Consider the following 13,645-nt stretch of genomic DNA (forward strand, 5'->3'; position numbering starts at 1 on the left):
GCCCCTTACTTGCTGGCAGCGGCGGGTGCCGATGCGGGAGCTGAAGCGGAGGTTGAAGCGGGGGTGGCCGATGCAGAAGCTGCCGGGGGGGGTGAGCCCGCCGCAGCCGGTGCGCCCGCTGGTGCAGAACCCGTCCAGGGCACGGTCTTGACCGGCATGCCGGGCACCATCATTTTCTGGAACCCATCGACAATGACTTGCTCGCCTTTTTGCAGGCCACTCAGGATGACCCACTGGTTGTTCTGGTTGCCGCCCACCGACACGGGGCGCGGTACCGGCTTGCCATCTTCACCCACCACCAGCACGGTATCGCCCTGACCGGTGCGTGTGACCGCTTGCTGCGGCAGCAAGATGCCCGAAGGCAGTTCGGCCTGGGACAAGCGCACACGCACGTACTGCCCAGGCAAAAGCATGCCGTCGGCATTGGGCACTTCGGCGCGCAAAGTGATCTGGCCCGAGGTGGCGTCCACCGTCATATCTGCAAACAGCAGCTTGCCGGGGCGTGGCAACTCGGTGCCATCTTCCAGCACCACCCGCACCGGCAACGAACCGTCGCTCTTGCTGCGCAGCTGCTTGGTGGCCACGGCTTTGCGCAGGCGCAGCACCTCGCCGCTGGACTGGGTGAAGTTCACATACACCGTGTCGGTCTGCTGGATGACGGCCAAAGGCGTGGCTTCGGTCTGGCTGACCAAGGCGCCCTCGGTCACCAGCGACTGGCCAATGCGGCCCGAAATCGGTGCGGTCACGCTGGCATAGTCCAGGTTGATGCGGGCCGTCTTGACCGCCGCTTGGGCTGCAGCCAAATCGGCAGCCGCCTGCTTTTGGGCGGTGACCAAAGTGGCGAAATCCTGCCCGCTGATGGCATTGGCCTGCACCAGCGGCTGGTTGCGCGTCACCAGGGCGCTGGCTTGCTCCAGATTGGCCTGGGCCTTGGCCATGCTGGCCTGGGCGCTGTCCAGTGTGGCGCGGTAAGCCGCAGCATCGATTTCATACAGTACCTGCCCGGCTTTGACCTCGCTGCCCTCGCGGAACAGGCGCTTGAGCACCACCCCACTGACGCGGGCACGCACTTGCGCCACACGCACGGGGCTGACCCGGCCCGGCAATTCGGTCTGCAGCGCCACCGCCTGCTCTGCCACGGTGACCACCCCTACAGTCGCCGGAGGCGGTGCCTTGCCTGCAGCACCGCCCGCTGGCGGCGCATCCTTGGCGCCACAGGCGGCCAAGGCCACAAGCAAGGCCCCGACGCACCAGCGCCCTGAACGGACAGGGTTGTGAAATGGCGGGGTGAATGCGGGAAAAACAGGGCGTGACGAGGACATGGGCAACCTTTGGAACCACCCGGAGCGATGCTGGACGAAACCCGTGCAAGCCATCCGTCGGGGGCATGTGAACAACCGGCCATTTTGCATGAACTGCATGACACACACACCAGGCCTGCGGTGTCACCGACTTGTACAAACCACATGGACTCCTGGCTTGAACTTGTCATAATTTGCGATGCGCCCCGCCCCCTGCGCACGCCCAGACTTTTCCCAAACAAGGATTCACGATGAACGCTCCATTGCACCGCGAAATGCCCGCTGGCACCCTCGACAGCGCCCGCGCACTGGGTGAAGTCACCCAGTCTTGGGACAGCAGCATCCTGCCCGAGCTGAAAAAGTACATCGAGATCCCGGCCAAGTCGCCCTCATTTGATGCCGACTGGGCCAAGCACGGCCACATCGAGACCGTGCTGCGCAACGCCGCGCAGTGGGTCGAAGCGCAAAAGGTCGAAGGCCTCACGCTTGAAATCATCCGCCTGCCGGGTCGCACGCCTGTCATGTTTTTTGAAGTGGCCGCGACGCGTGCGGCCAGCGAGGGATCGGGCCAGACGGTGCTGATGTACGGCCACCTGGACAAGCAGCCCGAGTTCAATGGCTGGCGCAATGACCTGGGGCCCTGGACCCCGGTGTACGAAGAAGGCAAGCTCTATGGCCGCGGTGGCGCTGACGACGGTTATGCGGTCTACGCCAGCATCGCCGCCGTGCAGGCGCTCAAGAGCCAAAACACACCGCACCCACGCATCGTGGGCTTGATTGAGACCTGCGAAGAGTCCGGCTCTTACGACCTGCTGCCCTATGTGGATGCGCTGCGCACCCGCATGGGCGATGTGGGCCTGGTGATTTGCCTGGACAGCGGCGCGGGCAATTACGACCAGCTGTGGCTCACAACAAGTTTGCGCGGCATGGCCAGCGGCACGCTCAAGGTGCAAATCCTCACAGAAGGCATTCACTCGGGCGATGCCTCAGGTCTGGTGCCATCCAGCTTTCGCATCATGCGTCAGGTGCTCGACCGCCTTGAAGACAGCGCCACCGGTCGCCTGCTGCCCGCGAGCTTTCATTGCGAAGTGCCCGCCGAGCGGCTGGCGCAGGCCCAAGCCACGGCCGCGATTTTGGGCGACGAGGTGTACAAGCGCTTCCCGTGGGCACACTACGACTGCGGGGGCTCGACCAGCTTTGCACTGCCCACCACCACCGACCCGACCCAGGCCCTGCTCAACCGCACCTGGACGCCCACACTCAGCGTGACCGGGGCGGACGGTTTTCCTGCGCTGAAAGACGCGGGCAATGTGCTGCGGCCTTACACCGCCTTCAAGCTCAGCCTGCGTTTGCCGCCCTTGGTGGACGCGGCACAAGCCGTGGCCGAAATGAAAGCCCTGCTGGAAGACAACGCGCCCTACCAAGCCAAGGTGACGTTTGAATCGGGTGGTGGTGCCACCGGCTGGAACGCCCCCGACACCTTGCCCTGGTTCGAGCAGGCGCTGAACAGTGCCAGCCAGTCCCACTTTGGCGCGGGTGTGGGTTACATCGGCCAGGGCGGCACGATTCCGCTCATGAACATGCTGAGCGCGGGCTTTCCCAAAGCGCAAATGATGGTGTGTGGCGTGCTCGGCCCCAAGAGCAATGCACATGGACCCAACGAGTTCTTGCATGTGCCCTACGCCAAGAAGCTCACAGCGGCCGTGGCCGAAGTCATGACGCGGATGCCTTGATGTTCTCGCAGCGGCTTTCCATTTCGCGCCCGACCGTCTCTGCTGTCCAAGGCAGCGCGGGCCAATTGGCGGTTTATGACTGGATCTTGCCTGCGGCGCAGCCCTTGGCCACCGTGCTTTTGGTGCACGGCCTGGGCGAACACGCCGGGCGCTATGGCGAATTGGCGGCCAACTTGCACCAATGGGGTTTTGCGGTGCGCGCCTATGACCAGCAAGGCCACGGCCAGTCCGAAGGTGCCCGGGGCGACATGCTGCGTCCCGGCAGTTTGCAGGCCGATTTGTGCCGGGTGATCGACGACACCCGGCAGCGCCCGGCATTGGCGGACACCCCACTCATCTTGCTGGGCCACAGCATGGGCGGCTTGGTGGTCGCGCGCACGCTGGCCGAACAACTGCGCCCGGTGGATGCGGCGGTCTTGTCTTCCCCGGCCTTGGGGGCGTTCCCCACCTTGTTTCAGAAAATGCTGCTGGCCACTCTGCCACGCGTGGTGCCACACCTTCGCGTCGACAACGGCCTGAAAACCGAGTGGGTGGCCAGAGACCCCGATGTGGTCAAAGCCTACCAAGCCGACCCGATGGTGCACCGACGCATTTCCACCGGTTTGGCCGCATGGATTTTGAACAACGGCACGCAAACGCTGGAAGATGCCGCGCAATGGTCAGTCCCCACTTTGCTGCTCTATGCGGGTCAAGACCGGCTGGTCAACGCACAGGCCAGCGCCGATTTCGCGCAAGCAGCACCGAAGAGTGTGGTGCAGGCCCAGTGCTTTGAGGGCATGTACCACGAGATCTTCAACGACCTCTACCGCGCGCAGGTGTTCATGGCGCTCAAGCGCTGGCTGTTGTCGCGCTTTTCTGCTTGATCACCATCCACACCAGTGCGATGCCGGTCAGGGCTACCGGGAGCAAGGAGCCAATGTTCAGCCACACCCAGCCCTGGGTGGTGACCAAAGCGCCCGAGGCAAACGACGTGATGGCCATGGTGGCAAACACAAAGAAGTTGATGGCGGCCTGACCCCGGTCTTTTTCAGCAGGGGTCCAGGCTTTCATGGCCAACGTGGTGCTGCCGGTGAACAAGAAGTTCCAGCCCAAGCCCAGCAAGAACAGCGAAATCAAAAACTGGTGCAACTCGACACCCGTGAGCGCGATGGCGATGCAGGCGAAGTTGATCACCACCCCCACGGCCATGATTTGCAAGGTGCCAAATTTCTTGATCAGGTGCCCCGTGAAAAAGCCGGGGGCGAACATGCCGATCACATGCCACTCCAGCACCAGCGCCGCATCGTCAAAACTGAAACCGCACACCTGCATGGCCAGCGGTGTGGCGGCCATGAGCAGGTTCATCACGCCGTAGCTCAAAGCGGCGGCTGCAGCCGCCACGATGAAAACGGGCTGGCGCATGATCGCGCCCAAAGGTCGGCCTGCGCTGTCGCCCGGCTTTTTGGCAGGCACGGCCGGAAACCGGATGAAGCTCATGCACACCATGGCCAGCACCGCCACGACCCCCAGGGCCATGTAGGCCCCCAGAAACGGGGTTTCGTGCAGGGTGCGTGTGCGCGAAGCCAAATTGGGCCCGACGATGGCACCGATCAGGCCGCCCGCCAGCACCAGCGAGACGGCTTTTTCGCGGAAACCGTCAGCGGCCAATTCGGCAGCAGCAAAGCGGTACAGCTGGCCGTTGGCGCTGTAGTAACCCGCGATCACCGTGGCAGCGACCAGCAGCCAGAAATTGTGGGTCCAGGCGGCATAAGCGGCCAGCAGAGCCGAAAACAAGGCCACACCCAAGCCCAACTGAAAAGACACCTTGCGCCCCCAGCGCGACTGGCTCTTGGCCACCAGCCCAGTCGACACGGCACCGCCCACCACGTAGCCCATGACAGGCAAGGTTGCCATCCAGCCCAGCGGCGCGATGCTCAGGCCCACCAAGCCGTTGATGGCAATGAAGGTGACGTTGTTGGTCAGGAACAGGCCCTGGCAGAGCGTGAGAAAAAGGAGGTTGGCGTTCATAGCGGGCAGTGTATCGCCACTTGCTTATACACCGAGGCCCTCACTTTTGACCCCCATGCGTTGCCAAAACAAACATCATGGCTTCTTGCCAAGATCCTGAAGCAAACGCGCCGTTAAATAGAGGCGCGGCACGATGGAATCGATCTCGATGTACTCGTCACGCGCATGGAAACCCCAACCGGCCAGGCCCAAGCTTTCGAGCACCGCAGCCTTGCCCGAGCCACTGGCAAAACCCGCGTCGGTGCCACCGCCCGTGACCGGGTGGAAAAACAGGGGCCGGCCATCGAGTTCGGCGTAGATGGCCCGCGCGCGCTGGGCCAGGGCCATGCCGCGCTCACCCGCCACATAAGGCGGGCGCCCCACATCGAGTTTGACGTGCACGTGCGTGTCGGGCACGCGCCGGCTTTCCTGCGTCTTGGCAATCAGTGCCGCCTTGAGTTTGTCGGCCGCGTCGGGCTGGAGCAAGCGCACATCGGCCGTGGCCACCGCGCTCTCCGGAATCTGGTTACGCACCGAGCCCCCTTGGGCGTAAGTCCAGTTGAGCTGGGCACCCGGGATGCCTTTGGCAATGCCTTCGGTGGCCAGCATCTGGTGCGACAGCTCGATCAGGGCATTGCGGCCTTCGTCGGGTGCCGCACCCGCATGGGAGGCTTTGCCCTTGACTTCCATGGTAGCCATGGCGGTGCCCGCAGCGGCCAGCAGCACGCCTTCGTTTTTGGCCATGCTCTTGGCGGCGGTTGGTTCATACGAGAGCACCACATCGTGCCCGGCCGCCAGCGACTGGATCAAGTCGCCCGAGCCGCCCGAGCCAATTTCTTCGTCGGGGTTGAACAAGACGGTGATCGTGTCAAAGTCGTTCCAGCCTTGCGACTGCAGCACCGCCAGCGAATGCAGGATGACGGCGATGCCGCCCTTGTCATCGGCAATGCCCGGACCGTACAGGCGGTTGCCATCGAACTTGTAGGGCTGCGTGGCCAGAATGCCGTCGGGGTAGACCGTGTCCATGTGCGCGATCAGCATGGCCTTGAGACGGCCCTTGCCCTTGAGCACGCCTTTGACCATGACCCGTTCACTGTTGCTCGTCTTGATGCGTTCGGTCTTGGCACCCAGGGCGTCGAGCCGGGCTTGCGCGAAATCGGCCACCCGCGCGATACCGGCGATGTTGGCCGAGCCCGATTCGATCATCACCAACTTTTGCAAGGTGTCGATGACAGCCGGCTGCGCGGCCTGCGCTGCGGCAAACACGGTATCGTCGCGCTTTTGTGCAGAAGCGCCCATCGACAAAGCCAAAGCGACTGCGGCGAGGCAAGGGTTCAAGAAGTGTTTTTTCATGGCGGTCATGCATCCATCGAGTTGATGGCGCATCGTAAGCGCACAGGGCGCGCGTACGCACGCGCAAAAACCCGCACCGCGAGCGCCTTGGCGACAGGCTCGGGTCAGAGCACCGTCAAGGCCGACAACAGGGCCAAGGGCGCTGTTTCGGCCCGCAGCACGCGTGACCCCAAGGTCACGGGCTGGAAACCTGCGGCCAGCGCTGCCGCCTCTTCGGCCGGAGACAAACCACCTTCGGGGCCGCTGAGCACGACCACAGGCCGGGTGGAGGTGTTCACAGCGCCCAAGGCCTGTGTGCCCTGCGCCAGCGACAGCACCCAGCGGTCGGCATCGGCCGTGGGCTGCACCAGCCACTCCTTGAGGCTGACGGCAGGGTGAATGGCAGGCACGCGGTTGCGCCCGCACTGCTCGGCCGCAGCCACGGCCACGCCTTGCCAGTGCGCCAGTTTTTTGTCGGCGCGCTCGCCCTTGAGCTTGAGCACGCTGCGCTCGGCCACCAGCGGGGTGATGCTGGCCACACCCAACTCGGTGGCTTTTTCGACCAGCCAGTCCATGCGGTCGTTGGCGGTGATGCCCGCCAACAGGTGCACGGATCGAGCCGCTTCGCGTTCCACCGGGTGGTGCACGCCCACCTCGACGTCGACATCGCTGCGGCCCATGCGGGTGACGGTGGCGTCAAATTCACCGCCTTCGCCGTTGAACAAGGTGATGGCATCGCCCGGCTGCAGGCGCAGCACCTGCACATGGCGGGCAGCGCCAGCAGGCAGACTGAGGGCCAGCCCGGTGTGCAGGGGTGCGGGGCAGTGAAAGCGGGGCATGGGGTGCTTACATCCGCCCGTAAGCGAAGCCGACTTGCGGCGTGGTGCCCTCGATCTCGTCGATCAACTTGAGCAGGGGGCCCAGCTCGCGGTAGCGGTCACAGGCCTTGCGGATGTAGTGGATGAAGCGCGGCGCATCGGCCAGGTATTTGGGCTTGCCGTCCCGCAGGGTCAGCCGCGCAAAGATGCCCGCCACCTTGAGGTGGCGCTGCAAGCCCATCCACTCGACAGCGCGGTAAAACGCACCGAAGTCGCTGTGCCAGTCTTCAAAGTCCATCAGCCCGGCTTTGCGGGCTTTTTCCCAGTAACGGATGGTGATGTCAAGCACGAAATCTTCGTCCCAGGTCAAAAAGGCGTCGCGCATCAGGCTGGCGATGTCGTAGGTGACCGGGCCGTACACCGCGTCCTGGAAGTCGAGCACGCCCAGCTGGTCGTTTTGAAACGGCATCATCAGGTTGCGCGGCATGAAATCGCGGTGCACATAGACGCTGGGGGCGGCCTGGTTGCGCTGCACGATCAGGGCCAGCGCCTTGTCCAGGGTCTCTTTGTCTTTGCCTTCGAGCTGCACTTTTTTGTGCTGGCCCAGGTACCAGTCGGGGAACAGGCTCAGCTCGCGGTTGAGCAAGGCTGCGTCGTAGGGGGGCAGCACGCCTGGGCGCGAGGCCAGTTGCCACTGCACCAGGGTGTCGACCGCCTGCATGTACAGGCCGTGGTTGGCTTGCGGGCGGTCAGCGTCGATAGCCGACATCATGGTGGCGTCGCCCAGGTCGGTCAGCAGCATGAAGCCATCGGCCTCATGCCAGTTCAGCACCTCGGGGGCGTTCAGGCCCGCACTTTTCATCAAGGCCGCGATGCGGACAAAGGGCTCCGAGTTCTCTTTGTCGGGCGGCGCGTCCATGACGATGCGGCTGTCGCCTTGGCTCGTGTCCACCCGCAAATAGCGGCGAAAACTGGCATCGGCCGAGGCAATGCGCAAGGTGTCGGGCAAAAGTCCCTGCTCGGCAGCGATGCCGGCGATCCAGTGCTGGAACAAACCCTGACGTGCCGGGTCTGACCAGCTGACTTCAGAAACAGGTGCAGGCGAGGGGATTAGGGATAAAGAGGGGTGGCTCATGGATAATCGCATTCTACAAAGCCTGCTGGCGCCCTTTCGGGGAAACAACAGGCTGCTTCTTTTCATCATTTCCCCAATTTGTGGTCATCCCTTCCTCTTTGCCATCTCTGCCGCTGACACCTGCTGCCATTTCTGCCCCACGCGCTGTGGCGATGGCGGCAGCTTTGTTGACGCTGGGTGCCAGCTGGGCCCAAGCCCAGCCAGCGGGCTTGCCCTTGCGCAGCAGCCCTTTGCTCGAAGAAAAAGTCTCCGCGCGTCAGCAATCCGAAGGGGCGGTCTTTGTCAAGGGCGAACAAATCACCGCGCGCCCCGACATGGACCTGGTGATCGAGGGTCAAGCCAGCATTCGGCGGCCCGGATTGGCCGTGAGCGCCGATCGGGTGGACTACGACCAGACCCAGGATGTGGTGGACGCATCCGGCAAAGTGCGGGTGAGCCGCGAAACCAGCGTCTTCACAGGCCCTCATTTGAATCTGAAAGTGGACAGCTTTCAGGGAACTTTTGAAAAACCAGACTTTGAGCTGTACAGCAGTGGCGGCTATGGCCAGGCGGCCGAAGTGGAGTTTGTGGACGACAAGCGCAGCATCCTTCGCAAAGCCAGCTACACAACTTGCCGCCGCACACCCGGGCCCGAATGGTTGCCCGAATGGCTGCTCAAAGCCACACAACTGACGGTCGACGAAGAAGAGTCCACCATCGACGCCAAAGGCGTGCAATTCCGCTTCAAGGATGTGCCGATTTTTGCGGCACCGTCCCTCAGCCTGCCGTTGACCAACGAGCGCAAATCGGGCCTGCTGCCGCCTTTGTTCAGCGTCGACACCGTCAACGGCGTCGAAGTGGCGCAGCCCTATTACTTTGACATCGCACCGAACCGCGACGCCACCGTCACCACGCATGTGATGAGCCAACGCGGCATCGCTGCGGACACGGAATTCCGCTATCTGGAACGGGACTACAGCGGTCAAGTGCGTCTCAATCTGATGCCCGCCGACAAATTGCGGGACGCGAACCGCTGGGGTCTGTCCAGCCAACACAATGGCGGCATTGATACCGGCTTGGAAAGTGTGGGCCGCATTGGTCTGGGCTTGACCTTGAACCGGGTCAGTGACAACAACTACTGGCGGGATTTCCCCCGGTCAGGCCTGGCACTGACACAACGAATTCTGCCCTCCACAGGGGTTTTGTCATGGGGCAAGGGCGACTTCAGCATGACCGCCCAAGTGCAACGCTGGCAAAACCTGCAGGATGCCGCTCCACCCTATGACAGGGCACCTCAAATCACCATGCGTTACGGGCAATGGAATGCCGAGGGACTGGATTGGTCTGTGGTGGGCGATACCACGCGGTTTGAAGCTGACTACTCACGCGTGGCCAGTTTGGTTGCTAACGGCACATTGCCGCGCAACGGTGAGCGCAGCTACATCCAAGCACAGGTGAGCCGTCCGTGGATCCGACCTTGGGGCTTTGTCACACCCAAGGTGCAGCTGCACGCCACGCGTTATCAGATGGACCGCGCGCTCGACAACGGGGCCTTGTCCGCCAACCGCGTCCTGCCTACCTTCAGTGTGGATTCAGGCCTGGTGTTTGAACGCGAAACACGTTGGTTCGGCCGTGATGTTTTGCAAACACTGGAGCCCCGCGCTTTTTATGCCCGCACGCCCTACAAAAACCAGGACATGCTGCCTGTTTATGACAGCGGAGCCACAGACTTCAACCTCGCCACCATCTTCAGCGAAAACGCCTATGTAGGCCAAGACCGACTGGTGGACAACGACGCACTGACTTTGGGCTTGAGCAGCCGCTTTTTTGATGCAGGCACTGGCGCTGAAATGCTTCGGATTGGCATGGCCCAACGGATCCGGTTTTCTGATCAACAGGTCAACCTGTCCTCCAATCAGGCCGACAGAGCTGCCGGGCTGAGCGATATTTTGTTTGGCGCAGGCATCCGTTGGGACGATCGCTGGTCATTCGACGCCACCATCCAGGCCAAGAACCAGACGCACGAGATCAGCCGAACCACGCTGCAAGGGCGCTACAGCCATAGCGCCTACCGCGTCATCAACATGGCTTACCGAGCCAACAACCAAGTCACACCCAAAACCGAATTTGTGGACGTAGGCTGGCAGTGGCCTTTGAGTGACCTGATCGGCAGGACCGACCGGCAAGCGGAAACCGCCTGGACGCGGACCTCCGGACAAGGACTGGGGCCTGACCGCTGGTACTCGGTGGGCAGACTCAACTACAGCCTGAAGGAACGCAGCTTGGTGGACACCTTGGTGGGCCTCGAATACGATGCGGGCTGCTGGCTGGGTCGGGTCGCTTTTGAGCGACTGCAAACCAACATCTCCACCGCCAGCCCCACAAGTGCGACCAGCCGCATTCTTTTCCAACTCGAATTCGTCGGTTTTGCACGTGTTGGCATCAGCCCGTTAAAACACCTCAGTGACAACATTCCCCGCTACCAATACCTGCGTGACAGCGCGGTCCAACCCAGTCGGTTCCAGCACTATGAATGATCTGTTTTCTCCTGCCCGCTCAGCTTTGCTGGCATCCATCCTGGGCGCAGTCAGTCTGCTCAACCCGTCTGGCGCTTGGGCTCAATCCCCGAGCAAGACCATCCGCCAAGCCGATTTCATCGTGGCGGTTGTGAACTCGGAGCCCATCACCAATCAGGAAGTCCAGGTGCTGCGCCAACGCATGGCCAAAGAGGCGTCTGCGCGAGGCAACAGTCCAACAGCCACTGAGCTCACCCAATTGGCGGTTGAGCAGCTGATCAACGAAAAAGCACAGTTGCAGCAAGCCCGTGAGGCGGGCATCAAAATTGAAGACGAGGCCATTGAACAAGCGGAACTGAACGTCGCGGCCACCAACCAATTGACCCGCGAAGAAATGCACAAGCGGCTGGCGCAAGACGGCATTGCACTGAGTTCGTTTCGCGAACAATTGCGCACGCAGCTGATGCTCAGCCGCTTGCGTGAACGGGAAATCGAAGGCCGTGTGCGCGTCAGCGATCTGGAAGTGGCGCAATTCTTGCGCGAACAACTGCAGACACAAGCCGCACAAGTGCCCCCCGAACTGAACCTGGGCATGATCCTGATTGCCGTGCCGGAAAACAGCAGCGAATCGGAAACCAAAGCCTTGAGCGAGCGCGCAGCAGACATCGCACGGCGTGCGCGTGGCGGAGAGCGCTTCGCCGAGTTGGCCAAATCCTTTTCGCAAACCACCGACCGTGGCGCCAACGGTGGCGACATGGGCCTGCGCCCCATGGATCGCTACCCCGATTTGTTTGTCAGCGCCACGCGCAGCTTGAATGTGGGTGACATCTCTGCGCCTGTGCGCTCTGCTGCGGGCTTTCATATCCTCAAGGTCCTTGAGCGCCGCCAAGCCAACACCTTGTTGGTCACTCAAACCCGTGCCCGTCATATTTTGTTGCGCCCCTCGGCACAAATGACGCAAGCCCAAGCCGTGGCCAAGCTGACCGAAGTGCGGCAAGCTGTGGTTTCCGGCAAGGCGGATTTCGCAGCCCTGGCCCGCGAGATGTCACAAGACGGCAGCGCCCAGCAAGGTGGCGATTTGGGTTGGGCCAACCCCGGCATGTTTGTGCCTGAATTTGAACAAGTCATGAGCCGTCTGCGCCCAGGCCAAGTTGGTGAGCCTCTGGTGTCGCGCTTTGGCGTGCACCTGATCGAAGTCACGGACCGCCGCAACGCGCCCATGAGCGATCAGGAACAACGCACCATGGCACGCAATGCCCTGCGCGAAAAGAAACTCGATGAGACTTACGCGGCTTGGGTTCAGGACATCCGAGGTCGTGCCTACGTCGAGATGCGCGAGCCACCTCAATGAAGCACATCGCCCGCAAACGGTTTGGTCAGCACTTCCTGACCGATGGCGGCATCATCGATGCCATCGTGGACGCGATCAACCCAGAGGCGGGTCAGCCCATGGTTGAAATCGGTCCAGGCCTGGCTGCCTTGACGCAGCCCCTGGTCGAACGTCTGGGTCATTTGACGGTGATCGAGCTGGACCGCGATCTGGCTGTGCGTTTGCGCGAACACCCGCACCTGTCGGTGGTGGAATCGGATGTCTTGAAAGTCGATTTCCGGGCCTTGGCAACGCAGATGCTGGCCAAAGCCACATCGGCTGCCCCAGCGTCCAAAATCCGGGTCGTCGGCAATCTGCCCTACAACATCTCGACCCCCATCCTGTTCCATCTGCTGGCGCAAGTGGACGTGATCGAAGACCAGCACTTCATGCTGCAAAAAGAAGTCATCGATCGCATGGTGGCCAAACCCTCCACTTCAGACTACAGCCGACTGTCGGTCATGCTGCAGTGGCGCTACGACATGGCCAATGTGCTGTTCGTGCCACCCGGGAGCTTTGACCCACCTCCGCGCGTGGACAGCGCTGTGGTGCGCATGGTGCCATTGGCCGAGCCGCCACAGGTCAACGTCAAAACACTGGAGACGCTGGTGCAAGTCGCCTTCAGCCAGCGCCGCAAGATCCTGCGCAACACCTTGGGCAAATGGCTCGAAGAAAAAGGCTTTGCGGGGCACTTTGATTTGCAACGCCGAGCGGAAGAAGTGCCCGTGGCCGAATTTGTGGCTTTGGCCCAAGCGGTTTGAACTGAAAGACCCGGCCCCATGAAAAAGCCCCGCAGTGCGGGGCTTTTTGCATTCAGGCCCCATTCAAAGGGCCTTCATGAACATCAGGCGGCTGCGAGCCAATAACCTGCGTTGAATGGGCTGCTCATGCGCAGCGCCAAAGGCGACACGTCCACCAATTTGTCGGTGGGCATTTTTTCGCCTTCTTCGATCGATTCGGCCATGGCGGCGTCCTCGGTTTGTGCCTCAATCGCCCGTCCTGCTTGGCTGTTTTGCGCAGAACGGGCTACAGAAAAGAATAGAAGCATCGGAAGGGTATCTTCCTGTCTCCCCAGTAATCGGCGGTGTCGCGGAAGATGTCCAGCAATTGCTCGCGGGCTTCCTTGTCAAATTTGACGTGTGCAGGAATTTGCTCCAACACCACGATGAAACCAGGCTGTGGACCTGACTTGTGCAAGGGGTCGGTCATGCAGTCGTACAAGGCATCAAAGTTCTTGCCGAAGTGCGAAGGCAGTGTGAATTGCGCACCAATCAGGTCCAGCACGTCTTGTTTGCTCTGGGCTTCGGCCAGGTTGGCGTACAAAAAGTGGTGGCCCAGGCCTTGGGCGGCCTCTTGCAAATCGCTCACGCGGTAGGCGCGAATCGACTGCACGATGTTGGACCGCACGCCCTTCAGGGGCGCCTCTTGGTCGTGACGAATCGGCGTGTCCATCTCCGTGGTCTTTCTCTAAAGTCT

At 61.9% G+C, this 13,645-nt stretch carries 11 protein-coding genes; 5 read left to right on the forward strand and 6 right to left on the reverse strand.

The annotated features are described in order from the left end of the window. Positions 1–5: 5 nt before the first annotated feature. Positions 6–1,322, reverse strand: coding sequence for an efflux RND transporter periplasmic adaptor subunit (locus B9Z33_RS02850; RefSeq protein WP_108286111.1), 1,317 nt, complete (start codon positions 1,320–1,322; stop codon positions 6–8). A gap of 230 nt (positions 1,323–1,552) precedes the next feature. On the opposite strand from B9Z33_RS02850, the gene B9Z33_RS02855 reads away from it, so the two are divergent. Next, positions 1,553–3,034 carry a M20 family metallopeptidase gene (locus B9Z33_RS02855; protein ID WP_108285492.1) on the forward strand — a complete coding sequence of 494 codons (1,482 nt, stop codon included), beginning with the start codon at positions 1,553–1,555 and terminating at the stop codon, positions 3,032–3,034. Continuing rightward, the gene (locus B9Z33_RS02860; RefSeq protein WP_108285493.1) at positions 3,034–3,897 is read left to right on the forward strand and encodes an alpha/beta hydrolase; all 864 of its coding nucleotides are present in this window, start codon (positions 3,034–3,036) and stop codon (positions 3,895–3,897) included. The genes B9Z33_RS02855 and B9Z33_RS02860 overlap by 1 nt, the downstream gene beginning before the upstream one ends. Here the strand turns inward: B9Z33_RS02860 and B9Z33_RS02865 are convergent. The 4 genes from B9Z33_RS02865 to B9Z33_RS02880 form a co-directional block, all read right to left on the reverse strand. After that, entirely contained in the window at positions 3,863–5,041 is a 1,179-nt protein-coding gene (locus tag B9Z33_RS02865) for an MFS transporter (RefSeq protein WP_108285494.1), read from the reverse strand. The genes B9Z33_RS02860 and B9Z33_RS02865 overlap by 35 nt on opposite strands. A 75-nt stretch (positions 5,042–5,116) precedes the next feature. Continuing rightward, positions 5,117–6,373 (reverse strand): glutamate carboxypeptidase, encoded by a 1,257-nt coding sequence (locus B9Z33_RS02870; RefSeq protein ID WP_108286112.1) that lies wholly within the window; start codon positions 6,371–6,373, stop codon positions 5,117–5,119. A 104-nt stretch (positions 6,374–6,477) separates the two neighbouring features. Then, entirely contained in the window at positions 6,478–7,191 is a 714-nt protein-coding gene (locus tag B9Z33_RS02875; RefSeq protein ID WP_108285495.1) for a 16S rRNA (uracil(1498)-N(3))-methyltransferase, read from the reverse strand. A 7-nt stretch (positions 7,192–7,198) separates the two neighbouring features. After that, positions 7,199–8,305: an aminoglycoside phosphotransferase family protein gene (locus B9Z33_RS02880; RefSeq protein WP_108285496.1), complete on the reverse strand. Its 1,107-nt coding sequence runs from the start codon at positions 8,303–8,305 to the stop codon at positions 7,199–7,201. A gap of 80 nt (positions 8,306–8,385) precedes the next feature. Here B9Z33_RS02880 and B9Z33_RS02885 point away from each other — a divergent pair, with 80 nt between their 5' ends. Genes B9Z33_RS02885 through rsmA form a run of 3 tightly spaced genes read left to right on the forward strand, consistent with a single transcriptional unit; the run spans position 8,386 to position 12,930 of the window. Continuing rightward, entirely contained in the window at positions 8,386–10,821 is a 2,436-nt protein-coding gene (locus B9Z33_RS02885) for an LPS-assembly protein LptD (protein ID WP_233252708.1), read from the forward strand. Next, the gene (locus tag B9Z33_RS02890) at positions 10,814–12,151 is read left to right on the forward strand and encodes a peptidylprolyl isomerase (protein ID WP_108285497.1); all 1,338 of its coding nucleotides are present in this window, start codon (positions 10,814–10,816) and stop codon (positions 12,149–12,151) included. Before B9Z33_RS02885 ends, B9Z33_RS02890 begins: the two co-directional genes overlap by 8 nt. After that, on the forward strand, positions 12,148–12,930 hold the full coding sequence (gene rsmA / locus B9Z33_RS02895; RefSeq protein ID WP_108285498.1) for a 16S rRNA (adenine(1518)-N(6)/adenine(1519)-N(6))-dimethyltransferase RsmA: 783 nt from the start codon (positions 12,148–12,150) through the stop codon (positions 12,928–12,930). The genes B9Z33_RS02890 and rsmA overlap by 4 nt, the downstream gene beginning before the upstream one ends. A gap of 265 nt (positions 12,931–13,195) precedes the next feature. Here rsmA and B9Z33_RS02900 read toward each other — a convergent pair whose 3' ends face one another. Further along, a complete protein-coding gene (locus B9Z33_RS02900) occupies positions 13,196–13,621 on the reverse strand; it encodes a barstar family protein (RefSeq protein ID WP_019429907.1) in 426 nt (141 codons plus the stop codon). Positions 13,622–13,645 lie beyond the last annotated feature (24 nt).

Origin of the sequence: Limnohabitans sp. T6-20 (assembly GCF_003063505.1) — a bacterium.
GTDB lineage: Bacteria > Pseudomonadota > Gammaproteobacteria > Burkholderiales > Burkholderiaceae_C > Limnohabitans_A.